This is a genomic window from Paenibacillus naphthalenovorans, from assembly GCF_001465255.1.
GTDB classification, from domain to species: domain Bacteria; phylum Bacillota; class Bacilli; order Paenibacillales; family NBRC-103111; genus Paenibacillus_G; species Paenibacillus_G naphthalenovorans.
The window spans coordinates 1,676,356-1,700,689 of the sequence record NZ_CP013652.1 but is presented as its reverse complement, the minus strand read 5'-3'; the positions used below and the strand labels follow the sequence as shown (position 1 = coordinate 1,700,689).

Below are 24,334 nucleotides of genomic sequence, written 5' to 3'. Positions count from 1 at the left end.
CAATGAACAAAGGCTTTAAACTGTAAACTTATGAGTTCAAAAGAGACTCTTTAGTATTGACGAGGAAAAAATGTCCAATGTATAATCAGTAAAAGATGTTTAAACTTTAGTGTTCACAATGAACTCATTAGTTCTTTGAGTGAATATCCAGGAGGTTGAAGCATGCCAAAGCGCCAAGAAATCATTGATGCAGCGAGCCGGTTATTTTCCGAGAAGGGGCTTGCAGCAACCACGGTAGATGAGATCGCCAAGGAAGCCGGTGTAGCCAAGGGCTCCTTTTATAAAATGTTCGAATCCAAGGATGTACTTCTCAGCGAAGTCTTGACTCAATTTATCGATTCCATGCAGGAAATGGCGGACTATGTCATTCTGCTGGCGGATATGACTGCAAAAGAAAAGATCGAGAAGCATTGTCAGCTCACACTGGAACATATTTTTGAGCAAAGGCATTTCTTCTTATCCGTGATCTCTCCCCATGATGTGAGCTCTGCAAGTCTAGTCAAAACGAATTCCTCCATCGTCATATTTGAAAAACAAATCATGCATTTAACGAAAAAAATGCTGCTGTCTGCCTATGGTGAAGAGATCGATCCCTTCGTTTGGGATATCGTATTAGCCTATCACTCCTTTATGCGGGAATATGCCTTTCAAATCATTCATACTCAACAAAACGCTATTCCAGTTGTATCCAAGCTGATTTCAAATATCCTCGATATCCTCATTCAGTATTTTCATGAAAGCCGTATCGAGCCCGTGATTACTTGTGAACTAAGAAAAAAAATAGAATTTGTTGAGTACAGTCCTGTGGATAAAGAGAACCAAATCTTGGAATTGTATAGGATGATAGAGAGCAAGGCAGCGTCTCTTAACATCGAACCTCAGTCTAAAAAGGAAGTGATAGAAGCGATTGCTTATCTGAAGGAAGAAGCGAATCGTAATCGTCCAAGAACCGTGATCAAGAAGTCATTACTAAATTATTTAAGAGAACATAAACCCTTATCGGAGTTGTGTAACCGTCTCGAAAGACTTCTTTTTGACTAAGAGAGGGCCCACTAACTTTACAAAATATGTAATATAAGAGGGGACATGTATGACTACCAATACATCTGAGCCATCGCCGGATAAGGAAAAGGGTGGCATCAAGCAGTGGATTGCTTTATTCTCCATTATTTTTGCAACGTTTCTCGAAATGTTGGACCATAGCGTAATCAATGTCGCTATACCCAAAATGACCAGCTTATTGAATTCAACAATAGATGATATGGAGTGGGTGGTTACCGGATATACTTTGGCTACAGCCGTGGTCATCCCGCTCGGAGGATTCTTGGCAGACCGCTTCGGTTATAAAAAAATACTTATGATTTCGGTTTCGGCTTTCATAATGACTTCAGCCATGTGCGGGATGGCGTGGAATGATACCAGCCTTATCGTATTTCGAGTCCTTCAGGGCTTAGGCGGAGGAATCATCATGCCGGTAGGCATGGCCATGCTTTATCAGATTATGGATCGCTCCAAGGTGCCTATCGCGATGGGGATTTGGGGGATCTCTGCCATGGCTGCTCCTTCCCTGGGGCCAACGATTGGAGGCTACGTCGTAGAGCATATGCATTGGAGCATCTTGTTTTATATTAATATTCCGATAGGCCTCTTATCCTTATTGATCGCTTTTTTTCTCATTAAAGAAACACCCAAACAATCGCATTTGAAATTTGATTTTCCGGGCATTATTCTCTCGAGTATCTTTTTTTGTTCATTGCTGCTGATCATCAAAAAGGGTGAAGCAGAGGGGTGGACATCCCTATACATCGTTACGCTCATATGGATATCGGTTTCCAGCTTCATGCTGCTGCTGTGGGTTGAGACGGGGAAGAAAGACCCGGTCATCAATTTACGATTATTTAAAAATAAGGATTTTACCGTCAGTATCCTTATCTCTTCCCTGGTGTTTATTGCGATTCAAGGAGGAGCGTATATCCTTCCGATATGGTACCAGAATGTCGGGGGGCTAACGCCGTCTCAAACGGGAGTACAGCTGATGCCTCAAGCCATTGCCACCGCCTTGATGATGCCGCTTGTCGGTGCGCTATCAAACCGGATTGGAGTCATTCCTTTTGGAGTAACTGGTCTGGCGCTATTAACCTTTGGTACTTACAAATTGCATTTTATTACGGGTGACATCTCCAACTATGAATTGAACGTATACCTTGTTATTCGAGGGCTGGGAATCGGTTTATGCATGATGCCCATTATTGCTGCGGGATTAAATACGATGTCTAACGAGCTGATGGGCAGCGCGTCTTCGCTCTCCAACATCCTGCGCAGTGTGTCATCCTCCTTTGGGATTGCTCTTTTGGGGACCTTTATGTCGCATCGGACAACACAATACGGAGCAGCGATAACGGAGCAGATATCAGAAACGTCGCCGGCATTTGCAGTATTCCAAGGCCATATTGTACATAACTATATGATGCTGGGGGCGGATACGGCTGCCTCGCAGGGCGGATTCCTTGGCGTACTGGGTCAAACGATTCAGAAAGAAGCGTTAGTACGGGGCTTCACGGATACGTTTTTTCTTCTTGTGATCTTGGGAGCGATTTGCATCCCTCTCGTATTTCTAATGAAAAACAAATCGTCCCGTGAAGGCGGGGATGACATCATGATTCACTAAGGTTGAGTTCACCCGAGCTTATTGACCATACAGAACCATATCTATCGTTTGAAATCTTGGGGGGAGAAACATGAAAAGAAAACTGATCTTAATATTGATCATTATCGTCATCATAGGTTCAGGGGCAGGCATTGGATCTTATTTTTGGTATCAATCGGTTCATTATGTGAAAACGGAAGATGCGCGATTAGCAGGAGAGATCTATCGTGTCATGCCTAAAATTTCAGGGAAGCTAAACACACTGACGATCAAACAAGGAGATACGGTTGTTGCGGATCAAATCGTAGGTCAGCAGGACATAACGAACTTATCCAGCACGTTACTGGATCAAGCATCACTTCGCTCTCCGGTTAGCGGTACGGTAATTCATACCTCGGCAAAACCGGGCGAGGTCGTCACACCGGGCCAATCCGTAGCGATGATTGTGGATAAAAAAGCACTTTATGTTTCCGCCAATATTGAAGAGACGGAAATCGAAAAGATCAAGCTCGGCCAATATGTTGAATTCTCCATTGATTCATTCCCGAGCCATACGCTTACTGGAAAAGTCTATGAGATCGGGAACGCCACGGCGTCAACGTTCTCTCTTCTTCCTACGACAAGCACAAGCGGTAATTTTACAAAGGTGACCCAGCGGATCGGGGTCAAAATATCGATAGACGATCAGCGAGGGTTGAACCTGTCTCCGGGCATGAGCGCTGAAGTGAAGATACATATTAAGGGGGAGAACTGAGATGAACAAAAGGTTTCGTACGATCACCATATTATCCGTTCTTGCCGCTTCGACGATGGTCTTTACAGGCTGCGGCACCGATCTGCCTGCTAATGCCTCCGAACAGCAGATTCCTTCGGTTAAGACGATTACATTGTCATCTGTCGAACGTGGACTCATCGGTAAGGTTGTTGTGAATGAAACGGTAGAGATCTATTCCAAGCAGCCTGGAAGAATCGCTTCCATTTTGGTAGAGGAAGGGGCAAAAGTGAAAAAAGGCGATTTGCTTGTGCAGCTGGAGACAAGCGAATTAGAAGTGCAGGTGAGAAAAGCCCAGGCCGGTCTCGATGCAGCACAAGCCCAGCTCGCTAATACGCTTGAGGGAGCCAGGCAAGAGGATATCCGTGCAGTCCAAGGTGCACTGGATGCTGCCCATGCTTTGGTTGATCAATCGAAAGCGGCTTTTGACCAAATTCAAATTACGTATAATCAAGCCAAAAACCATTATGATATGGGCAACATCACGAAGGATGAATTGGAGTTAGCGACAACCAACTATAAAACGGCAAAATCAGCCTACGATGCAGCGGTAGCCAATGCGAGGAGTGCCCAGGCGAAGCTGGACTTATTAAAGGCCGGAGCTGCGGCCAGTACGATAGACCAGCTTAGAGCCCAGGTTGCAGCTGCACAAGCGGATCTTGATTCGGCCAATTTAATGCTGAGGAATGCCTCTATTGTTTCTCCGATCGACGGTATTGTGGTGAAGAAATATGCAAAAGCCGGTGAGATGGCTTTCACCGCCATGCCTTCCGGTGCCTCCCTTCTGCAGCTGGTTAGTTTGGATCCTGCCAAAGTCGAGGTGAGTGTTCCGGAGTCAGAGGTGAACCAGATCAAGGAAGGGGACTCCATCGATATTCAAGTCGCGAGCTTACCGGATAAAAAATTTCAAGGAACGGTTTCCTTCGTTAGTCCGGTTTCCGATCCTAACAATAACACGTTTACGGTAAGGTTAACCGTCCCGAATCCGGAAAATCTTCTCCGCGCAGGTAACGTGGTTACAGTGAACTTTACCGCCGATGCTGCTAAACGTGTAGAAATACCGAGAGACTCCATTATTGAAAAAGACGGAAAAAAACTTGTGTATAAGCTGGATGGAGATCAGGTCCGGGAGATCGCAGTTACAACTGAGGATAAAAATAAGGATTGGGTTTTTGTTGAAAACAGCTCCTTATTCCATCATGAAGACAAAATTGTGATCTCACCGCCGGCAAGCTTGTCCGATGGCACTAAAGTTGTGGTTGAATAGCAGCAATGAGAGCTATAACGGAAGAAAAAGGCAGAAATAACCGACATCAGACTTGACAGGAGGAAACCCAAGTGAAACACAAGCTGAAGAAAACCGTAGCATCTGTTGTAATTACCGCCTCGATGATAAGCACCGGTTACTCCGCTTTTGCGGCCGAGGCTTCAGAACCCGCCGTCAGCGCACAGACGGCCGTTACATACAAATTGACCCAGGTTTTGGATGTCGAGGTCAAAAGCGTATTGAACGAACGTGTACAGGAAGGGACGCGTCTGGGTGTCGTCATCCGGATGAAGAACAACGGCAATGCCGTAACGAGAGTTCCGGAATACGAGCTTCGCGTGAAGACGAGCGAAGGCATTGAATATACGCTGCAGCCCAGCGCCTCCAATGCCAAAGCGATTCAACCGAAAGCCAATACCGAGCTGAGCTATATGACGGTTATCGACCGGACCGACAGCGTCAGCTTAACCGAGGTCAACTGGACGGATGTAGACGTGTATGTCTATCCAAAGAAGGAGACGCTGATCGCAGCCGCTCCGATTCAAGGAGAAACGTGGAAAGGAAGCGATACGCCGATTACGGATCCCGCGGCCGTCAAAAAATGGTCGGACTCCTTCGTGATTCCGTCGGTGATCTCTCCGATTCAATATACACCGGTAGGCATCAACAAAGAATCGACCAAGGAGGGTACATTCTACGTCGTACAGCTTTTGGCTTACAATCCGGCGGACAAAAGAGAGATCGTCCCTGATTTTGTTATCGACGGTAAAACGGACGGCAAGATTTACTCCGGCAGCCGGGTAGAGCAGGGGATCGTTGCCTTGGAAGCGAAAGAAAAAAAATATATCCATTACTCCATTCCCGTTGATCAGGATGCCGTACTCACCAGCTTAAACCTTCTGACTCCCGAGTCGTTTGCCCAGGGCGGGGCAGGGGGACCGGGAGAGAAGGTGACCTACAATGTGGGACGCCTGAACATTCTGCTTCCGAACCAAGGAAACATCAATAACCATGAGGCTTACACGCTCGGTGCGCCGATGAAATTTGACAGCCTGAGCACCTTGATTCACCCGGATATGGAAGTATCCGTCGTTGAACTGAACATGCATGAGAATAAAGAGGAAGGCTCCAAGAACGTCACGGCCAAATTTAAGCTGACGAACAAGAGCGACCGTCCGATCGCCGTACCGAATTTCCAATCCGAAATCATAAGCGCGGACGGATACCAGTACAGCGGCAGCAGGCAGAGCATCAGCACGCCTTCGGTCCTGCCGAATTCATCGATTACGGTCAGCTTCCAGTATACGGTGCCGTTCTCCGAGACGGGCAAAGGACTGGCGCTCCGAGTATTGGACGCCAAGACGGCGGCTCCGTATAAAACAACCATCGCAACTTATAATGTGACGCTTCAACCCGAAAACGAGCAAAACCAATTTAGTGTTTATCCGTTCGATGTGAAGGTAAGCAGCTGGAATATCAGCGCGCTGTATAACTCGACGACGCTTACGCATTCCTACAAAGCCAAATTTTTCTTTGATATCGAGCGTCAGCAGCAGGTTCAGATCGATCCGAGCTTCTCTCATTTGCAGTTTGAGCTTTATGATAATTTAGACCGTTTACTCGGAACGGCAACCGCTCCTTTCATCGGTTCGAACCGGATTGTAAACGGAGAAAACAACTTTACCTTCAGCGGCAATTCCGAGCAGTTTGGTTACCCGTTATCCGTTCGCATCTACGAAGTGTTTACCACAGAGACAGGTGCAGAAGGTAAACGTCTGCTTGGCGTATTCAAGCAATAATCCGACTTCAATTCCACACGAAATCCGACCTCGCGAGGGGCGGATTTTTTATTTATGTTATATTTAATAACATAAATTCATTGAATTTTGGTGTTTTGCTTTGTATAATGTTATATAATATAACATATATATTCCGAATTCCGCAATGGATCCAGCCGCACGAATATCCGAGGTCATTTCCTGGGAGGGGAGTACCTATGCATCTTACCGTCGAACAGGCGTTGTCGATTTTTCCTTTGTCTAAAGGAAGGCTGATTGCAGGAAAAACCGGTACGTCAAGAATCGTGAAATCCGTCAATGTGATGGACGCCCCGGACATCACTGATTGGATAAAAGACGGCGAAATGTTGTTTACGACCGCATACCTCATTAAAGACGACATTGACGAGGGCATCCAACTGCTGCGCAAGCTGGACCAGCGGGGTTCCGCGGGGCTCGGGATCAAGCTGGGCCGGTTTTGGTCCGATGTTCCCGAATCCATCCTTGACGAGGCGGACCGTCTGGAATTTCCTCTCATAGAGCTTCCTTATCAATTCACGTTCTCCGATCAGATGAAAGGGTTATTTTACGCCGAATTGCAGCGCAATACCAAGGTGCTTCATTCGGTCCTCGAGAAGCAAAAAAAGCTTATGCAGTTCGCCCTCAAACCCGACCATCTCAGCAACTTTTTTCATGCGATACTGGGGATTATCGGGTATCCGATGGCTGTGGTCGCTTCACGCGGTCATCTGGTCTTTAATTCAACCTCGATGAGTGAAGCGCAGCTTCTGCAGGGGTGGCCTTGGAAAGACCGCAGCCAATGGGTTTACTCGGAGAACGGCAGACATTTCCGCATTCCTTTGACGGATAAAGAAGAAGGTATCGGTTACGTGCTGTTTTATCCTACAGAACCTCAATTGATGAAGGTAGAGGAAGGTCTTTTTCACCAGGCGGCAGAAATCATCTCTTACCAAATGAGTTTCGTGTACAAAGAATTTGTCGATCAATCCGTGCAAAATGACCTCGGGTACTTATTGTCGCGCTATTTAAAAGGGAACGGCACCATTGAGGCGCTTACAGAAGGGGCGGAACGCCTTGGGATCAAGCTTTTCGAAGGATCGTATCAGTGTGTGCTGGCAGCGGTGCCGCCGGAGATCCCGGAAAGCGACCGCTCCAAATGGCTTCGCGACCTTCGCGAAGAGCTTAAATTCCATCCTGAGCTGAAAAACAAACAGGTGATCCATTTTCGCATAGGAGAGGGGGAGTTCTCGATTTTTTCCGCGGATTCATTTTCCGGGAACGGGACGCTCCCGGCCCTTCTTGCCAAAGGATTACAAGGCCTGCTCGGAGCGGCGGACGCCACACGCAGGCCCCGGCTGTCGGTGAGCGGCAGAAAATGCAAGCCGGAGTCTTTGCTGAAGGCGTTTCAGGAATGTCAGGACACGCAGCAGATTGCAGAACGTCTCGGAATTCGCGATCCGGTCATTCAATTCGAAACGGTGGAGCTTGCCTATTTATTTCAGCATGTGCCCGACCGGAAAATGCAACTGTATTGCGATGAAGTGCTTCAAGCGCTGCTGGTCAAGGATCCCGAGTATGCGCGGGAGATGCTGCACACGCTCGAGGTCTTTATAGACAATGACGGGCAAATGAATGAAACCGCCAAACAGCTTTACATTCATCGCAACACCGCGGCATATAGGTTGGAGAAGATCGGCGAATTGTTGGGCGTCGATTATAAAAGCATAAGCGATTTGCTCCGGCTGAAGCTTGTGTTCGTCTTTCGGCAAATGCTGAATTCCTAAAGGCGTTACCCAGACGCAAGGAGGACATCCATGTCTAAACTGCTCATCAAGCAAGCTCAAATCATTACCATGAACAGTCAAGAAGAAGTATATTCCGGGGATGTTTGGATTGAGAATGACCGGATCGTTCATGCCGCACCTGATCTGAGCTCGTTGGAAAAGCAAGCCGATCATATCATTGCGGGCAAAGGGCGCGTGCTGCTGCCGGGATTTGTGCAAACGCACATTCATTTATGCCAGACGCTGTTCCGGGGGCGGGCCGATGACATGGAGCTGCTGGATTGGCTGAAGAAGAGAATTTGGCCTCTGGAGGCTGCGCATGACGAAGAATCGGTCTACTATTCGGCTTTGCTTGGCATTGGAGAGCTGATTCGCAGCGGAACAACCACCATTCTTGATATGGAGACGGTTCGCCATACGGATTTTGCTTTTCGCGCTATGGCAGAAAGCGGCATTCGCGCCGTAGCCGGCAAAGTCATGATGGATTGCGGCGCGGATGTGCCGTCCGCTTTACTTGAGCGGACGGATCAATCGATCCTGGAAAGCGTAGATCTGCTGCAGAAATGGAACGGAGCGGAAGGCGGACGGATTCGGTATGCATTTTGCCCGCGTTTTGTAGTATCCTGCACGGAGCGTCTGCTGACGGAAGTCAGGGATCTGTCGGAGCAGTACGACGTAAAGATCCATACTCATGCTTCTGAAAACAGAGGCGAGATTGAGCAGGTCGAGCGGGAGAGAGGCATGCGCAATGTCGTGTACCTCGATCATATCGGGCTGGCTACGCCCAGGCTGATATTGGCCCACTGCATCTGGCTCGATGAAGAAGAAAAGCGGATTATCCGCCAACGCGGCGTGAAAGTGACGCATTGTCCGGGCTCCAATCTGAAGCTGGTCTCCGGCATTGCGGATGTGCCGGATTTATTGTCTCAGCATACCCATGTCGGTCTGGGAGCGGACGGGGCCGCCTGCAATAATCATCTCGACATGTTTCAAGAAATGCGCCTTGCTGCGCTGATTCATAAAACGAATTACGGACCGGCCGCTATGGGGGCGAAGAATGTGCTTCGGATGGCGACGATGGGCGGGGCGGAGGTGCTCGGGATGGAAGGCGAGATCGGCAGTATCGAGCCGGGGAAAAAAGCCGATCTGATCCTGTTGGATCTCAACGATTTTCATGCGTATCCATCGTATGATGCCGATCCGTATTCTCGTATCGTGTATTCGGCAACCCGCGGCGACGTGGATACGGTAATCATTGACGGAAAGATCGTGATGCAAGGAAAGCAGCTGCTTACCGTAGATAAGAAGGTGGTACTGCAAGAGGCCGATCGGTGTATCGAAAGGCTGCTGAAGCGGATATAGACGGATCATAAGGTATGGTGACATGGAGATGCACGAATTGCTGGAGGTGTTGTTCCAAACCAGGCGAAAGACGGTGCTTGCCACGGTGATCGAAACCGAGGGACACGCTTGCCGTAAATCTGCTCCGGATCATTTGCATGATCCGGTCGGCTTGGATATCGGTAACGGCAGGTCCGGAAGAAATCACCGACAGCATTGCGGCCGAATGCTTTGCTCTAGGAAGATTTGAAATACCACGCACTCGATCTGAACATCGGGAGGGATTGGCCATGGCGATCGGCAACCGCATTCATCCTTCCGAACCGAGGGTTTGGCAGCCCTCCGGTTTGAGAGAAGCATGGGAATTGCGCCAAAATCTGCAGGCGGCAAGCACTTTCGTATCCGGCGGGTCGCTGTTAAGGACACAGTGGGAGTCCGGACAGACCGAGATGCCCATGCATTTGATCAGCTTGGAGGGCATATCCGAACTGCAAGGCTTGCGCGTACTGGAGAATAGAGGAGATGGAGTCAAGCTCAGAATTGGCAGTTTGGTTCGGTTGGCAGCGTGCGGAAAACAAGCGGAATCCCGGCTGCTCGCTGAAGCGTGCAGGTTGATTGCCGCACCTTCCGTGCGGAATATAGGAACGCTGGGAGGCAACGTGGCTTCCGGCATCGGTGATGCCATTCCTGCGTTATTAGTTAACGACGCCATCCTGAGTTGGTTTAACGGCAAGGGAATTGTAGCGGAACGGCTGGAATCCTGGTTGGCCGGACGGCGGAAAGGTAAGGCCGGAGAGGACAAACGCATCTTGGCGGAGATTGTCCTGCAGCCCGTGCCGGTTAAGGGAAGCGATACTGGCGTCATGGAATTTTATCATAAAGCTGCGCGACGGGAGGCCTTTGCTCCTTCTCTTGTTACGGTTGCCGGCACGGGGATTTTGCATCAAGACGGAAGCTTGTCTGAATTAAAGTTAGCTGCAGGAGGAGGCTCTTCTACGGCCTGTCGTCTGCCGTACACGGAAGCGCTGCTGACAGGACGGCCGCTCACGGAATCGCTTCTGAAACAAGCGCATGATTTAGTGAAATCGGAATGGAGCGGCTTCGCCGATCCATTCGCTGCTGCGGAATACCGGCGGACAGCCGCAGCCAATCTGATCGTGTCGGAGCTGTGGAAGCAGATGACGGCCAAACGTTAAATCCGAATTGCCGGGGAGGGAATGACGTGCTGTTGAACAAACCAAATGCGGGAACACGCTGGAAGATCCGGCCGGACGGAGCGGATAAGGTGACGGGAAAATGCATATATTTGACGGATATGCATAAGCCGGGGATGCTTTACGGCAAAATATTGCGAAGCCGGCACGCTCATGCCCGGGTGCTTTTCATTCGAACGGAGGAAGCCGAACGGCTTCCAGGCGTTCATGCGGTTATTACGTACAGAGACGTTCCCGGCATGAACCGTTTTGGAATAGCCATCCCTGATCAGCCTGTGCTTTGTGAGGATCGGGTCCGATATATAGGGGATGCTTTAGTTGCCGTAGCAGCGGACAGCCTCGAGATTGCGGAGCAGGCGCTGCGGATGATCGAAGTTGGTTATGAACCTTTACCGGTGCTGGATAATCCTGAAGCCGCACTGCGTCCGGATGCTCCGAAGCTTCATCCGTCAGGAAACGTTCTGCACCGAACCTCATATCGGCGTGGTGAAGTATCGGAAGCATTCACCCGCTGTGCGCATGTGGTGGAACATACTTATTACACGCCGAGACAAATGCATACGTACATGGAAACGGAAGGCGGATTATTCGTTCCTGGGGAGGACGGAAGATTGACGGTGTACGCACCGACGCAGCACGGTTATAAGGACCGGATGCAGCTGTCGAGAATTTTGGCGATGCCGGAATCCGGGATTCGGGTCGTTTCCAGTCCGATCGGAGGATCATTTGGCGGGAAGGATGAGCTTAACATTCAGCCGTTCGGAGCGCTGCTCGCATTAAAGAGCGGCCGGCCTGTCAAGATTCATCAGGAGCGCTTCGAGTCCGTTCGTGCAGGGTTGAAGCGTCATCCGATGAAGATTACCATGCGCACCGGCGTGGACGACGAAGGCCGGTTGGCAGCTCATCAGGTGCGAATGATCGCGGACACCGGCGCCTATGCGACTCTAGGACCGGCCGTACTGAATTTCGCCACCGAGCATACCATGGGACCTTACCGTATTCCCAACGTAGACGTGGAAGGGCTGTCTGTTTATACGAACAACGGGATATCCGGAGAATTTCGGGGCTTCGGGGGAAATCAGGTGATTTGTGCGCTGGAGGGTCAGATGGACCGGCTTGCCGAAAAGCTGGGGATGGACCCTTGGGAGCTGCGCCGGATCAATCTCCGCAAGGCGGACGATCCCGGTCCGATGGAACAGAAGATCGTTGCGACTGAAGGAGCCGGCCAAGTATGGGCCTCGGTCGAACAAAGCGATGTTTGGCGCAGAAGAAAAGAAAACGCGAAGGATGATCGGGTACCCTGGATTCGACGGGGAGTAGGCGCAGCTATCGCCATGCATGGATCGGGGCTCGGTTTTGGTTTGCCGGATTTCGGAGGAGGCAGGCTGTCGTTGAATCCGGAAGGGAAAATCGAGGCCGCCTTCGGCTACGAGGAAATCGGGCAGGGGCTGCTGGGAACGCTGGAGATCATGCTGACGGAACAATTCAGCTGTCTTGCGGAGGATTTGTCGCTTGTTATTGGAGATACGGATCGTGTGCCGCACAGCGGTTCCAGCACCGCATCCCGTACAACCACGATGATGTGGCTGGCCCTGCAAAAAATGAAGCCGGTCTTTATCGGCAAGCTGCTGTCGGAGGCATCGGCCATATTGGACATTCATCCCTCAGAGCTGGAAACAGGACCAGGAGGCATATGGAGAAGGCAGGCGCTTGGAAGCGAGTCGGACCGCCATTCGCCCGTCATAACTTACAGGGAGTTGGCCGAAAAGGCAGCGAAACCGATCGAGACTTTAAGTCAAATTCATTTTCCGACAACGCCTGACGCCGTCATGGGCGGCCATTTCCTTTACACTTACGCCGGTGCAGCTGTCGAGGTGGAGGTTAATACGCTGACAGGCCGTGTCCGGATCGTCGATCAGTATCATGCGGTTGCAGCGGGACCGGTTGTGAATCCCATGGGCTATGCGGGACAGATTGAGGGCGGGAGCAGCATGGCCATTGGATTTACGCTAATGGAGGATGCGGTTATGTCATCGGGACATTATGTCACCCGGAATTTGGATACGTACTTGATTCCGACCGTATACGATATGCCCGGGCGCTTTTGCCTGGATGCCATTGAAGAGCTTCCGGAAGGCGATCCCTATGGACCTCGGGGAATAGGCGAAATAGGAACGGTGGCTCTGGCCCCGGCGATTATTTCTGCCGTTCGGCAGGCCGTCGGTGTGTGGGTGGAGAAGCTGCCGATCTCTCCGGAGCAGCTCATTGGAAACGCCGATTTCTTGAATGGAGCGTGAAGCGGATGATTGTAGATGCCAATGCCGGAGCATGGAGTTGCACGATCAACGGGAAACCTGTCGTCCTGGAGCATATGCCTCCCACGAGAAAATTGCTCGACATTCTCCGGGATGAACTGCGTCTGACGGGGACGAAAATGGCCTGCGGAATCGGACGATGCGGAGCTTGTATGGTACTTTTGGACGGTAAACCGGTCAACAGCTGTTTGTTGATGGCCTATCAATGCGCAGGCAGAGAGCTGGTGACTATTGAAGGGCTGCAAGGACCGGAGCGCGATCCGGTGCAGCAGGCGTTTCTGGAAGAAGGCGCTTTTCAATGCGGCTACTGCACCTCGGGTATGCTGATGTCCGTCAAGGGGCTCTTAAAAGCGAATCCTTGCCCGAATCGTTCGGAAATTGAAGAGTCCCTGTCGGGCAATTTATGTCGTTGTACCGGCTATGGACCGATCATTCGGGCGGTAGAAAAGCTGTCCGAACTTAACAGGCAAGGTGCGAGGAATGTGGACCGTGAAGTATAAGCATGGGCATAGTGCGAAGAAATGAAACGGTTTGTCCTTTGGGTCAGACATTATGGCGTATGGCGTATGGCGTAATGGACGGAGCTGCCTTGGAAGGCAGCCCTGTTGATTTTTGGCTATTCATAGAAGGTTTCGCATGCATAGGGCCTGCCCGTGCGACAACTGGTGCAAGCCCCGCAGGAAGCAAAAGATAATACAACGTGATCTCCCGGCTGTACGCTGGATACGCCATTGCCTACGCTTTCCACAATACCCGAGCCCTCATGGCCTAGTACGGCGGGAAGCGGAACAGGATAATACTGATCTCGAACAATCAGGTCGGTGACAAATTCCCGCTCATTCGCTAACATAGACACCATCCTCCATGATTTCAAATGGCAACGTTTTCTTGCATTTAAAATATATCACAGGATGTTTGAAAGGAAATGATTTCAGCGTATTTGGAATGAAATATTTAACATCGCGATGATCATTTTTTTGAAATGCGACCGGTAAACAGCAGCATAATAAAGGAAATGAGAATAATAGCACCTGTCCAGGCCCACGCCATCGCCGTATTGCCCGCATCGACCGCAACATAAATCGCAGTAGGGATGGTTTGGGTTTTGCCGGGAATATTCCCGGCAATCATCAAGGTTGCCCCGAATTCGCCGAGCCCCCGCGCGAAGCCAAGGATATAGGCGGTGACTAATGAACGAAAGGTTAATGGAAGTGTGATGTACCTGAACACTTGCCATTCGCTTGCTCCGATGGAACGCCCCGCATCCTCCAAATCCCGGTCGACGGAAGCATAGCCTGTCTTCATCGTTTGATAGACGAGCGGAAAAGCTACCACGATCGAAGCGACCACGGCTGCCCACCAGGAAAAGACGACCGGCGCATCGAACAACCATTCGAAGAAACGTCCGATCCAGCTTTTTCGGCCAAGCATAACCAAGAGCAAAAAACCGACTACGGTTGGCGGAAGGACAAGCGGCAGCATAAATGCCGTTTCGAGAAGCGTCTTTCCTTTAAACGATCGCCGGGACATCCACCAGGCAGCACCCACACCTAATACAGCAACCACTATACTGGATAGCATGGCCACTTGCAGTGATAATCCTATCGGGGACCAATATTCGTTCCAACTCCAACTCATGCCCATCACGATCACTTCGGTATGGAAAATCCGTATTTGACGAATACATCCAGCGCTTCTTTCGATTGCAGGTATGTAAATAAATCTTCAGCTTCTTTACTATACTTCGTCGCTTTGACAATTCCTATCGGATACTCGACGGGAGTGTAGGTAGTCGGATCGACGGCAAAAGCGATGGTGACCTGCTTTGAAGTCAAAGCGTCCGTTTTATATACAAATCCGGCTTCGGCGTTCCCGGTTTCCACGTATTGAAGCACTTGTCGCACGTCTTTTCCTTGTACGGTTTTGGACTGCAGCGTATCCCACAGTTTGGCGTTAGTAAGCGCTTCTTTGGCATAGTTTCCGGCCGGGACGCTTTCCGGAATGCCGATCGCCACATGTTTTACTTCCGCTTTCGCTAAATCCGCTATACTTTTAACCTCCGTTTTCCCATCTGCCGGAGTGACGACGACCAGTTCGTTGTTCAACAAATTCTTTTGTTTATTCGTATCGATCAGCTGTTTGTCAACGAGCGCCTGCATGTTCTTGGGCGCAGCGGAAAGGAATAAATCTGCCGGAGCCCCTTGCTCAATCTGCTGTTGTAAAGCCCCGGATGCGCCGAAGTTAAAGTTCAATTTGATATTTGTATTCTTGGTTTCGTAAGCCTTCTGGATTTCCTTGAGCGCATCGGTCAGGCTTGCTGCCGCAGAAACGGTCAATTCCACAGTTTCCACAAGCTGCTGCTGACCGGTTTGGTTCGAATTCGGGGCCTGTGCACTGTCACCGGCGTTAGCGGCCGGTTTTTGCTCCGTTCCGCAACCTGCAAACGCAAACATTATTACAGAGATAAATAATAAGATCATATTTCTTTTAACATTTCCAAACATTATTTCGCCTCCTAAATTATAATTAGATATAATATAACATAAATAATTATATTGTATATAGAGTCTTTACATTGTAAACCTGTATAAGAATCTTTTTATGTCCGGATGTGATAAAATAAAGTCGGACGAATGAGCGGCAATGACAATGAGCAGGGAGGATTAGGATGTCTAACGAACAGTCCTACACGACCGAAGAAATCGCTAAGCTATTGAAGATATCCAAACTCACGGTATACGATCTGATAAAAAAAGGGGAGCTGCCCTCTTACCGTGTTGGCAAGCAGATGCGGGTGGATGCGGCCGACCTCGAAGCGTATAAGCAAAGAACCAAAAGCATCAAGGCCGCCGAAAAGCCGGCACTGGCTGAAGTTTCTGCAAGACCCGCGCTATCGGCTTCCCATAACGGAACGCGCGCTGTCGTTATCACCGGGCAGGACATCAGCCTGGATATTCTGGCCAAGCATATGGAGAGGAATATCCCCGGCGTACGGCCATTGCGTGCCTATGTCGGAAGCCTCGACAGCCTGATTTCCATGTACCGGGGCGAATCGGACATCGTCAGTACGCATCTGTTGGATGGCGATACGGGAGAGTATAATCTCCCCTATATCCGTAAATTGCTCGTCGGCTCGTCCTATCTGGTGGTGAATTTGCTTTCGCGATGGGCCGGATTTTATGTCCAGCGGGGCAATCCGCACAATCTCGGCAGTTGGAGCGATCTAAAGCGGCCGGGCTTACGGCTCATCAATCGTGAAAAGGGTTCGGGAGCACGTGTTCTGCTTGACGAACAGCTTCGTCTTCACGGCATTCCGCCGGACCGGCTTAACGGGTATCATAAAGAGGAATCCAATCATTTAGGGGTAGCCGGAAAAGTGGCTTCCGGGGAGGCGGATGTCGGCATAGGAATCGAAAAAGCCGCTTCCATTGTCGGCAATGTCCAGTTTATCCCCTTAATTCAAGAACGGTACGATCTCGTTATGATGAAAAAGCCTGAGAATCGGGAATGGATCGAATCCTTCATTTACATTTTGCAGTCCGATGCATTTCAGAATGAACTGCGCACCATTCACGGGTACGACTTGTCTTTGACGGGTCGAATCCTGCTCGAAACATAAGCGAATAAGCTGATATAATGAACCAATCAATGGAAGCCGGGTTTTCCGCAATAAGGAAAATCCGGCTTATTTTATTGAAACTAAGTCTTTTGACCTCTAAATATGGCATATATATGTAATTATATATAACATATGATTATGGTATGACGCACAAAACTGCACTATAATGTTATGTATTATTACAAAAACACTCATATTCTATTTACCATTCATAACCCATCTAATACAATAACAACAAATGGAGGTGCTGAGCGAGAAAGAGATATCGGTAAAGCCACGCTGATGGTACCGCACGACGAATGAAATCAGTGAACGGGTACGGGTCGTATCAGGCGCATGAAAACATTGAAGCTGAGAGGAGCGAATCAGAGCATGGCTGTCGAATGGGAGAAAGAAATGATCGGTTTGCTTGGGGAAGCGCGTCTGTTGCTCGATATGGAGTCCAAAGAACGTTTGTCCAAGGACTATTATTGGTATTCGCCGGTGCTCGAACGTCAGTTGAAGGAAAAAATCGCCGACGGCATCGTCATCCCGAAGGATGAGCGCGAGGTATCGGCGGTATTGTCCTTTGCCTACCGGCACCGCATACCGGTTACAGTTCGAGGGGCGGGCACGGGCAATTACGGCCAGGCGGTTCCTCTGGAAGGCGGTATTGTGATGGATATGAGTCAGCTGGATGAAATCCTGGAAGTTGGCGACGGATACGCCCGCGTGCAATGCGGCGTACGACTCGGCTCGCTGGAGAAGCATCTGAGGGAGAGGGGACAGGAACTGCGCATCTATCCAAGCACCTTCATGAAGGCGACGGTCGGCGGATTTGTCTGCGGCGGTTCCGGCGGCATCGGCTCGATCACATGGGGCAACCTGTGGGACGGCAACGTACTGGAGGCGGCCGTTTATACAATGGAAGAAGTTCCAAGACGGTTGGTTGTCCAAGGACAGGACCTGTATCCATACATTCACAACTATGGAACGACGGGGATCGTCACGGAGCTTACCATCGCATCGGCCCCGAAAACGGAGTGGATGCAGACCGTTATTCATTTTAACGATATAGCGTCGGCGGTGCAGTTCGGCGAAGCGCTTGCCAAAGAAGAAGCGATTCCCAAACGTTTAATCAGCCCGATGGAGTGGCCGATTCCCGCGTATTTTGTACCGCTCAAAAAAGTATTGGAACCCGGGGCGGCGGCCGTGTTTCTGGAAATCGCCAACGGCACGCTGACGGCTGTTTCCGGGCTGGCCCAAAGCATGGGCGGGCGCGTCGGGCATATCATCGAAGCGGAGCAGTACCGCAAGACAATCGGTCTTTCCGATTTTACTTGGAATCATACGACGCTTTGGGCGCTGAAGATGGATCCGGCGATCACTTATCTTCAGGCCGGCTTTGCAGCCGACCGTTATTTGGAGCAAATCCGGCTGATAAAAGATGAATTCGGCGACGAGGTGCTGCTGCATTTTGAATGGGTGAAGAATGGAGGCCGGTTAAGCCTGGCATCGCTTCCCCTTATCAGATTTAAAAGCGAAGAGAGATTATATGAAATCATCCGTTTTTTTGAGGCCAACGGCGTGAACATTTTTGATCCCCATACTTGGGTGCTCGACAGCGGGGGACGCGGCGAAGTGGGAGCCATGCAGCGGAAAAAACGCGAGAACGACCCCCTGGGATTGCTGAATCCCGGAAAAATTGTTTATGAACCGTAAGCGGAAAGGAGGAGATCATCGAAAATAAGGGAACAGAGAGGAGCGGCGAATGAATTCATCCGAACTTCATTTGATTAACGCACGGCTTCCGTTACTGGATGAAAACGGCCTATATGAATTGAAAGCTTCGGACGGAAGCTGGACTTCGATTGCTTTGCAGCAGCAGGGAACGATTCCTTGCGCGGACCCTTTCCTGCCTATGGATGAATGGTTCTCGAAACCGTTTAACGCCGGATCGGACTGTGCGTTGGATTTGCAGGGCAGGGTGCTGATTCCGGGCATGGTGGATGCCCATATGCATCTGGATAAGGCCTATTCCCTCGCCAAAGTAGGCAATCGTTCCGGAACGCTTCACGAGGCGATAACGAATTACAGGGCCGCCGTTCAGAGCTTTACCAAAGAAGAGCTTAAAAACCGCATCCGTAAAGCGGCTTTGCGGGCTCTTTCTTTCGGCACTACAGCGCTTCGCAGTCATCTGGATTTTCCTGTCAAGGCAGGACGGGAGACCGCTTTTCGTGCTGTGCATGCCGCGCTTGAAGTCAAAGAGGAGCTGCAGGGTGTGCTGCAGATGCAATTTTTCCCGATGTGTCCTTACGACAAGCTGACCAAAGAGGAAATGGAAATGATCGAAGAAGCGTTAAAGCTGGGCATGGACGGGGTCGGCGGAGCGCCGCACCTCTCGATGACACCGGAGGAGGATATGGATCTTATCTTTGCGCTGGCTGCAAAATACGGAAAACCCATCGATCTTCATGCGGATGAAAGCGATGACCCGACTATTCAAACGATCGCTTATATTGCGGAGAAAACGATAGAGTACGGTTATCAAGGGCGGGTAACGGTAGGCCATTTATGCTCCCTGTCCGCGATAGATCAGGCACGTGCCGGGCAGTTGATCGAGCGGATGGCAGATGCGAGGCTTGGCGCCGTTACGCTTCCGGCAGTCAACCTGTACCTGCAGGGACGCGGAGATCAAGGATTAATCCGCCGGGGAACGACGCGGGTGAAGGAGCTGCTGAATGCCGGTATTGCGTTGGCGGCGGCCTCCGACAACATCCAGGATCCGTTCCATCCTTTCGGCAAGGGGGATTTACTGCAAATCGCCTTGATCACCGGCTATGCCGCACATCTGGGCAGTCCTGCGGATCAGCTTGCGCTTTTGCGGATGGTTACCGAAACCCCCGCTTCCATTCTGGGGCTTGGAGCATACGGGATCTTCGCCGGAGCCTCCGCCGATTTTGTTGTTCTGGATGCGCGGTCCGCTCATGAGCTGCTGACGGAACAGCCTTCCGGACGCGCCGTTTACCGGGGCGGAAGATGGGTGTATGCTTCAGCGCAAACAGAGACTTGGGGATCGAATGTACTCGATCGATTGGCTTCATTAATTCAAGGGTAAACGATATGAATGATGGGGGTATATATATGAAAAAATGGAATTTATCATGGTCCAAACGCCCGGTTACTGCCGTATTCGCCGGTTTGCTTATTGCCGGTGCCGTACTTAGCGGCTGCGGCGCCCAATCGGAAACGCAGCCGGCTTCGGCCGATCCGAAACCAGGAGCCCCGTCCGATGCAGAAAAGCAGCCGGTTGCCGTTACCCAGGTGACGAACTGGTTTGCCCAATCGGAGCACGGCGGCAATTACACGGCCCTAATCAAAGGCTTCTATAAAGAGGCAGGTTTGGACATGACGATCCAATCCGGAGGTCCGGGCATCTCGGCAACGCAGATTGTCGCTTCCGGGAAAGCGCAGTTCGGCATGGGGCAGGCCGATGAAGTGCTGTTTGCAAGAGAAAACGGCCTCCCTCTGGTCGCGATTTTGGGAACCTTCCAGAAAAATCCCCAGGGGATCATGGTGCACAAAGATCGGAACATCAAAAGCATGGAGCAGCTGAACGGCCGCAAAGTTTATGTCGGCAGCGGCGTCGCTTATTGGGAATACATGAAAAAGGCGTTCCATCTCGATAAAGTTCAGGAGTTGAAATATACGGGGCAATTGGCCAACTTTGTGAACGATAAAGAATCCGCCACACAGGTATATGTGACCTCCGAGCCTTTTGCCATGAAGCAGGAGGGGGTTGAAGTGGAGGTGCTGCTGAACGCGGACTTCGGCTATGCGCCTTACGGCAACATCATGTATACCACCGAAAGCTTTATGAAAGAAAACCCCGAGGCGGTGAAGGCCTTCGTCGAAGCGACGGTGAAAGGGTGGAATTACTACAAAGACCATTATACGGAAATCAACCCGTTCATCCAGGAGAAAAATCCGGACACTCCGCTGGAAAAATTGGAATACAGCGCGACGGCGCTGCAGCCTCTCGTCTTTGAAGGAGATGCCGCCACTCACGGTGTAGGCTACATGTCCATGGAACGTTGGGAAACGCTGAACAAGCAGTTGGCCGATCTGGGGCTTCTGAAGTCGCCGCTCGATGTTAGCAAAGTCTTTACTACCGAATTTTTGCCTAAAAAGTAAGTCGTGCATGTACCTTTTCATCTAAAAGAAGGAAATTCGGAAGGCCGTAATGGAGCAGTTGAGATTCGACAGTGGAAGCAGGTGTCGGTGACATGAAAATTAGGCTGAACGCACTGAACAGCATGGAGAAACACGCGTTCGTCGAGACGATCGGATGGGTGTTTGAGCACTCCCCGTGGATAGCGGAGACAGTTTATGCCGCACGTCCGTTCTCCAGCGTGAAGCACCTGCACGATGCGATGCTGGAGGCTGTACGTTCCGCCAGTCCGAAGGAACGACTTGCGCTGCTGCGGGCTCACCCGGATTTGGCGGGTAAGCTGAGTATGAGCGAAACGTCAGTGAAGGAGCAGCAAGGGGCAGGGTTAACCGGCTTGACAGAAGCTGAGTATGCGGAATTTTCCTCATGCAACGAAGCATATGTAGGCAAGTTCGGATTTCCTTTTATTATGGCCGTTCGAGGACATAACAAGCATTCGATCCTGGCAGCTATGCAAGCCCGTCTCAAGGGCACGACAGAAGAAGAATACGAAATCGCATGGAGAGAGGTAAGCAAAATCGCCCTCTTTCGCTTAAACGATCGGATCGAAGAGGATACCGTCTCATGTTCCGGAAAGGGGAATGCGAATATGATGATAAAACCGAACGAAACCGGACGCACCATGTATTACGGGAAAGGAGATGTGCTGGTTTACCGTACCTTTGCCAAACCGCTCCAGGCGATCAGGCGGATTCCGGAGTCCGGTTTTATCGGCAGCGATAACGTCATCTTTGCGCTCAATGTGAACATTGCGGTGCAAGGCGATGCGTTTCTGCCTTCATTCACGGAAGGGGATAATTCACTCGTCGTTGCCACCGATTCGATGAAAAATCTGATCCTCCGCCATGCGGCAGATTACGATGGCTGTACGGTTGAAGGCTTCCTGCTGCATATTAGCCGTATCTTTTTATCGAAATATCCCCAGATGACTACCATTCGAATGCGTGCGGATCGGATTCCCTTCGAGACGCTGCCCGTGCCGGGGCCTCAAGGAGATCTTATTGAAAGCGGATTGGTGTACCGGCGTTCGCACAACGATCATTCCTCGGCGGCTTTGACCGTAGAACGCTCGGGTGAAGGGATTGTGGTGACCGGCCATCAGTGCAGTGTCTCCGACCTTCAGTTGATTAAAGTGAAAGGGAGTTCGTTTGCCGGTTTTGTCCGGGATGAATATACGACCTTGCCGGAATCGCATGACCGGCCTCTGTTCATTTGGCTCAACATCGGGTGGAAGTACGGGAAGGTTGAGGATGTCATCTCGCCGGGAGAAGAAAGCTATGTCGCTTCAGAGCAAATTCGCGATATTGCGCATACCGTTTTCCACGAACAAAACAGTCCGTCGATCCAGCATCTAATTTATCATATCGGACTTCGGATCTTGTCCCGGTTTCCACAGCTGTCGGAGGTTCGCTTCGAATCAAACAACCGCACGTGGGAAACGGTCGTCGAAGAAATCTCCGGCTCGGAAGGACGCGTATACACGGAACCGAGGCCGCCTTACGGCTTCCAGGGCTTCACGATGACACAAGCCGATTTGACAGAGGCGCACGCCGGGACGGCAGCGGGCGAACAGAAGGGAGTTACAGCGTGAAGGGCGGATGCTTGACGACGCATGTGCTGGATATTTCTTCCGGACGTCCGGCCGGGGGCATGAAGCTGGAGCTATGGCGGATAACAGCAAACGGAACCAAAGAGCGGATACGTAAGACCATGACCAATACCGACGGCCGCCCAGACGCACCGCTGCTTGAAGGCGAAGAGTTGACCGCAGGAAAGTATGAGCTTGTTTTTGCCGTGGGGGATTATTTCGTTGACCTGGGCACTGCGGCATTCGATGCCGGCGAGCCGTTTCTGGGCGAGGTGCCGATCCGCTTCGGTGTTCAAGATCCCGATAAGCATTATCACGTGCCGCTGCTGGTCGCGCCAGGCGGATACAGCACGTATCGCGGCAGTTAATGAGTGATAAGCCTGAAGAAAAGTTTAAAAATAAACGCCCGACCGAAGCTGCGAACGGTTGGGCGTTATTACGTTTTGGCATAGGTACCGATCGCATAAGAATGACCATCTTTGTAATGTTTTATAACAGAATTATGCTGTTTCATAACAGATAGTTTCATATAAAACCTCATTTTCAGCTCATTTTAATAAAAAATGGGACGAATTGCTCTGTAACCAATAAAACCGGTGGTTCATAATTGTAATATATGGAAATTTTTTTGGTATTCATGTTAGATTTTCTTCAAAAAACGCTTACAAAATTGCCGGAAACTCTATGCGAGAAGAATAGAAACTGATATACTGTTTTCGTAGGAATTGTAAACCTTTTCAATTTTACGAGGGGAGTTGAACTCATGAGGGTTCTACCGAAAACGAACGAACTCGGCTTCTTTGAAATTCGGCTCGAATCCATCGGCGGTCTGGGCGCGAATCTGGCGGGCAAGATGCTGGCAGAAGCAGGCGTTGTTGGAAGCGGTTTTAACGGCGTCAGTTTTTCTTCTTACGGTTCCGAGAAAAAAGGATCGCCAGTTAAAGCGCATATTCGTTTTTGCGATATGGAGACGAACATTCGCGACACCACGCCGGTTGAGCGTCCGCACGTAGTAGGTGTGTTTCATGAAAATTTATCCAAAACCGTGAATGTGGTCAGCGGCATTTATCAAGACAGCGTGGTTTTGGTCAATTCCTCCAAGACTCCCGAAGCATTGAAGGAGAAAATGAAGCTGATCGGCGGTACGGTTGCCGTGGTCGATGCCACCGGCATTGCGCTGGAGGAGAAAAACCGCGTTAACATGGCGATGCTGGGCGGCTTGTTCCGGCTCTGCGAATTCCTTGATTTCGAGCATATGAAGGGGATTATTCGCAAATCCCTAGAGAAAAAATACCCTGGCGCGGTGGAGCCGGCTCTTAGAACATTCCAGCGCGGCTACGACGAGGTGCAGTTTCAAACCTTCGCATTGCCGGAAGGGACGGAAATGCCGAAGCCTACGCGTTGGGATATCCCGGTGCTGGGCTATGCCACGCAATCGATCGGCGGAATGGTCACCAATCCCGGCAACAGTATTTTGAAGGATCTGAGTATTTCCCGGAACGGAATGATGCCTCATTTTGACGAGGACAAATGCATTCACTGTGCGGCCTGCGATACCGCCTGTCCCGACTTTTGCTTCGTCTGGGACGAACTGCCCGACAAGAAGGGCCGTCCGCAAATGTTCCTTCAAGGCATTGATTACCAATACTGCAAAGGCTGTCTGAAGTGCGTTGTTGCCTGTCCGACGGAAGCGCTCTCGGCGAATCGCGAGACGGATGGCTACGCTGAAGCGCATCGCGTTCCGCATCGTTTCGTCTTGGCGAACTGACAAGCTTACG

Annotated in this window: 21 protein-coding genes; 18 read left to right on the top strand and 3 right to left on the bottom strand. The window is 50.5% G+C overall.

What is annotated here, in order from left to right; all coding sequences use genetic code 11:
* The first annotated feature begins 162 nt into the window (after nucleotides 1-162).
* From IJ22_RS08170 to IJ22_RS08120, 11 genes are all read left to right on the top strand, one after another.
* Nucleotides 163-1,041, top strand: a complete 879-nt coding sequence (locus IJ22_RS08170) for a TetR/AcrR family transcriptional regulator (protein ID WP_062408391.1) — start codon at nucleotides 163-165, stop codon at nucleotides 1,039-1,041.
* A gap of 49 nt (nucleotides 1,042-1,090) precedes the next feature.
* Nucleotides 1,091-2,668, top strand: a complete 1,578-nt coding sequence (locus tag IJ22_RS08165) for a DHA2 family efflux MFS transporter permease subunit (protein WP_062408390.1) — start codon at nucleotides 1,091-1,093, stop codon at nucleotides 2,666-2,668.
* Between the two features lie 70 nt (nucleotides 2,669-2,738).
* A complete protein-coding gene (locus IJ22_RS08160; protein WP_062408389.1) occupies nucleotides 2,739-3,401 on the top strand; it encodes an HlyD family secretion protein in 663 nt (220 codons plus the stop codon).
* A 1-nt stretch (nucleotide 3,402) separates the two neighbouring features.
* A complete protein-coding gene (locus IJ22_RS08155) occupies nucleotides 3,403-4,686 on the top strand; it encodes an efflux RND transporter periplasmic adaptor subunit (RefSeq protein ID WP_062408388.1) in 1,284 nt (427 codons plus the stop codon).
* A gap of 71 nt (nucleotides 4,687-4,757) precedes the next feature.
* Nucleotides 4,758-6,485, top strand: a complete 1,728-nt coding sequence (locus IJ22_RS08150) for a hypothetical protein (RefSeq protein ID WP_145862509.1) — start codon at nucleotides 4,758-4,760, stop codon at nucleotides 6,483-6,485.
* Between the two features lie 197 nt (nucleotides 6,486-6,682).
* Entirely contained in the window at nucleotides 6,683-8,269 is a 1,587-nt protein-coding gene (locus IJ22_RS08145) for a PucR family transcriptional regulator (protein ID WP_062408387.1), read from the top strand.
* Nucleotides 8,270-8,299: 30 nt separating this feature from the next.
* A complete protein-coding gene (locus tag IJ22_RS08140) occupies nucleotides 8,300-9,631 on the top strand; it encodes a 5'-deoxyadenosine deaminase (RefSeq protein ID WP_062408386.1) in 1,332 nt (443 codons plus the stop codon).
* Nucleotides 9,632-9,659: 28 nt separating this feature from the next.
* A complete protein-coding gene (locus IJ22_RS26265) occupies nucleotides 9,660-9,860 on the top strand; it encodes a hypothetical protein (RefSeq protein WP_062408385.1) in 201 nt (66 codons plus the stop codon).
* A gap of 40 nt (nucleotides 9,861-9,900) precedes the next feature.
* A complete protein-coding gene (locus IJ22_RS08130) occupies nucleotides 9,901-10,806 on the top strand; it encodes an FAD binding domain-containing protein (protein ID WP_062408384.1) in 906 nt (301 codons plus the stop codon).
* Between the two features lie 26 nt (nucleotides 10,807-10,832).
* Nucleotides 10,833-13,121, top strand: a complete 2,289-nt coding sequence (gene pucD, locus IJ22_RS08125) for a xanthine dehydrogenase subunit D (protein ID WP_062408383.1) — start codon at nucleotides 10,833-10,835, stop codon at nucleotides 13,119-13,121.
* 5 nt (nucleotides 13,122-13,126) lie between these two features.
* Nucleotides 13,127-13,639 carry a (2Fe-2S)-binding protein gene (locus tag IJ22_RS08120; RefSeq protein WP_054820022.1) on the top strand — a complete coding sequence of 171 codons (513 nt, stop codon included), beginning with the start codon at nucleotides 13,127-13,129 and terminating at the stop codon, nucleotides 13,637-13,639.
* 116 nt (nucleotides 13,640-13,755) lie between these two features.
* On the opposite strand, the gene IJ22_RS08115 is transcribed toward IJ22_RS08120, so the two are convergent.
* From IJ22_RS08115 to modA, 3 genes are all read right to left on the bottom strand, one after another.
* The gene (locus tag IJ22_RS08115; RefSeq protein WP_062408382.1) at nucleotides 13,756-13,989 is read right to left on the bottom strand and encodes an alcohol dehydrogenase catalytic domain-containing protein; all 234 of its coding nucleotides are present in this window, start codon (nucleotides 13,987-13,989) and stop codon (nucleotides 13,756-13,758) included.
* A 119-nt stretch (nucleotides 13,990-14,108) separates the two neighbouring features.
* Nucleotides 14,109-14,777, bottom strand: coding sequence for a molybdate ABC transporter permease subunit (gene modB / locus IJ22_RS08110; RefSeq protein WP_373864992.1), 669 nt, complete (start codon nucleotides 14,775-14,777; stop codon nucleotides 14,109-14,111).
* A gap of 11 nt (nucleotides 14,778-14,788) precedes the next feature.
* Nucleotides 14,789-15,643: a molybdate ABC transporter substrate-binding protein gene (modA, locus tag IJ22_RS08105; protein WP_062408381.1), complete on the bottom strand. Its 855-nt coding sequence runs from the start codon at nucleotides 15,641-15,643 to the stop codon at nucleotides 14,789-14,791.
* Nucleotides 15,644-15,807: 164 nt separating this feature from the next.
* Here modA and IJ22_RS08100 point away from each other — a divergent pair, with 164 nt between their 5' ends.
* The 7 genes from IJ22_RS08100 (at nucleotide 15,808) to IJ22_RS08070 (ending at nucleotide 24,324) form a co-directional block, all read left to right on the top strand.
* Nucleotides 15,808-16,758, top strand: a complete 951-nt coding sequence (locus IJ22_RS08100; protein WP_062408380.1) for a substrate-binding domain-containing protein — start codon at nucleotides 15,808-15,810, stop codon at nucleotides 16,756-16,758.
* A 372-nt stretch (nucleotides 16,759-17,130) separates the two neighbouring features.
* Nucleotides 17,131-18,459 (top strand): FAD-binding oxidoreductase, encoded by a 1,329-nt coding sequence (locus IJ22_RS08095; protein WP_062408379.1) that lies wholly within the window; start codon nucleotides 17,131-17,133, stop codon nucleotides 18,457-18,459.
* A gap of 49 nt (nucleotides 18,460-18,508) precedes the next feature.
* Nucleotides 18,509-19,855, top strand: coding sequence for an amidohydrolase family protein (locus IJ22_RS08090; RefSeq protein ID WP_062408378.1), 1,347 nt, complete (start codon nucleotides 18,509-18,511; stop codon nucleotides 19,853-19,855).
* 26 nt (nucleotides 19,856-19,881) lie between these two features.
* On the top strand, nucleotides 19,882-20,931 hold the full coding sequence (locus IJ22_RS08085) for an ABC transporter substrate-binding protein (RefSeq protein ID WP_062408377.1): 1,050 nt from the start codon (nucleotides 19,882-19,884) through the stop codon (nucleotides 20,929-20,931).
* Between the two features lie 92 nt (nucleotides 20,932-21,023).
* Nucleotides 21,024-22,559, top strand: a complete 1,536-nt coding sequence (pucL, locus tag IJ22_RS08080; RefSeq protein WP_062408376.1) for a factor-independent urate hydroxylase — start codon at nucleotides 21,024-21,026, stop codon at nucleotides 22,557-22,559.
* Complete coding sequence (gene uraH, locus IJ22_RS08075; RefSeq protein WP_062408375.1) at nucleotides 22,556-22,924, top strand: hydroxyisourate hydrolase; 369 nt, start codon at nucleotides 22,556-22,558, stop codon at nucleotides 22,922-22,924. Before pucL ends, uraH begins: the two co-directional genes overlap by 4 nt.
* 395 nt (nucleotides 22,925-23,319) lie before the next feature.
* Entirely contained in the window at nucleotides 23,320-24,324 is a 1,005-nt protein-coding gene (locus IJ22_RS08070) for a 2-oxoacid:acceptor oxidoreductase family protein (RefSeq protein WP_062408374.1), read from the top strand.
* The last annotated feature ends 10 nt before the right edge of the window (nucleotides 24,325-24,334 follow it).

What these genes read in the sequence shown, in the direction of transcription:
- IJ22_RS08160 (WP_062408389.1), top strand. Translation starts at nt 2,739, where the DNA reads ATGAAAAGAAAACTGATCTTAATATTGATCATTATCGTCATCATAGGT.
- IJ22_RS08090 (WP_062408378.1), top strand. Translation starts at nt 18,509, where the DNA reads ATGAATTCATCCGAACTTCATTTGATTAACGCACGGCTTCCGTTACTG.
- IJ22_RS26265 (WP_062408385.1), top strand. Translation starts at nt 9,660, where the DNA reads ATGCACGAATTGCTGGAGGTGTTGTTCCAAACCAGGCGAAAGACGGTG.
- IJ22_RS08070 (WP_062408374.1), top strand. Translation starts at nt 23,320, where the DNA reads ATGAGGGTTCTACCGAAAACGAACGAACTCGGCTTCTTTGAAATTCGG.
- IJ22_RS08120 (WP_054820022.1), top strand. Translation starts at nt 13,127, where the DNA reads ATGATTGTAGATGCCAATGCCGGAGCATGGAGTTGCACGATCAACGGG.
- IJ22_RS08085 (WP_062408377.1), top strand. Translation starts at nt 19,882, where the DNA reads ATGAAAAAATGGAATTTATCATGGTCCAAACGCCCGGTTACTGCCGTA.
- IJ22_RS08170 (WP_062408391.1), top strand. Translation starts at nt 163, where the DNA reads ATGCCAAAGCGCCAAGAAATCATTGATGCAGCGAGCCGGTTATTTTCC.
- pucL (WP_062408376.1), top strand. Translation starts at nt 21,024, where the DNA reads ATGAAAATTAGGCTGAACGCACTGAACAGCATGGAGAAACACGCGTTC.
- IJ22_RS08155 (WP_062408388.1), top strand. Translation starts at nt 3,403, where the DNA reads ATGAACAAAAGGTTTCGTACGATCACCATATTATCCGTTCTTGCCGCT.
- IJ22_RS08165 (WP_062408390.1), top strand. Translation starts at nt 1,091, where the DNA reads ATGACTACCAATACATCTGAGCCATCGCCGGATAAGGAAAAGGGTGGC.
- modA (WP_062408381.1), bottom strand. Translation starts at nt 15,643, where the DNA reads ATGTTTGGAAATGTTAAAAGAAATATGATCTTATTATTTATCTCTGTA.
- IJ22_RS08140 (WP_062408386.1), top strand. Translation starts at nt 8,300, where the DNA reads ATGTCTAAACTGCTCATCAAGCAAGCTCAAATCATTACCATGAACAGT.
- IJ22_RS08100 (WP_062408380.1), top strand. Translation starts at nt 15,808, where the DNA reads ATGTCTAACGAACAGTCCTACACGACCGAAGAAATCGCTAAGCTATTG.
- IJ22_RS08130 (WP_062408384.1), top strand. Translation starts at nt 9,901, where the DNA reads ATGGCGATCGGCAACCGCATTCATCCTTCCGAACCGAGGGTTTGGCAG.
- IJ22_RS08145 (WP_062408387.1), top strand. Translation starts at nt 6,683, where the DNA reads ATGCATCTTACCGTCGAACAGGCGTTGTCGATTTTTCCTTTGTCTAAA.
- IJ22_RS08115 (WP_062408382.1), bottom strand. Translation starts at nt 13,989, where the DNA reads ATGTTAGCGAATGAGCGGGAATTTGTCACCGACCTGATTGTTCGAGAT.
- IJ22_RS08095 (WP_062408379.1), top strand. Translation starts at nt 17,131, where the DNA reads ATGGCTGTCGAATGGGAGAAAGAAATGATCGGTTTGCTTGGGGAAGCG.
- modB (WP_373864992.1), bottom strand. Translation starts at nt 14,777, where the DNA reads ATGAGTTGGAGTTGGAACGAATATTGGTCCCCGATAGGATTATCACTG.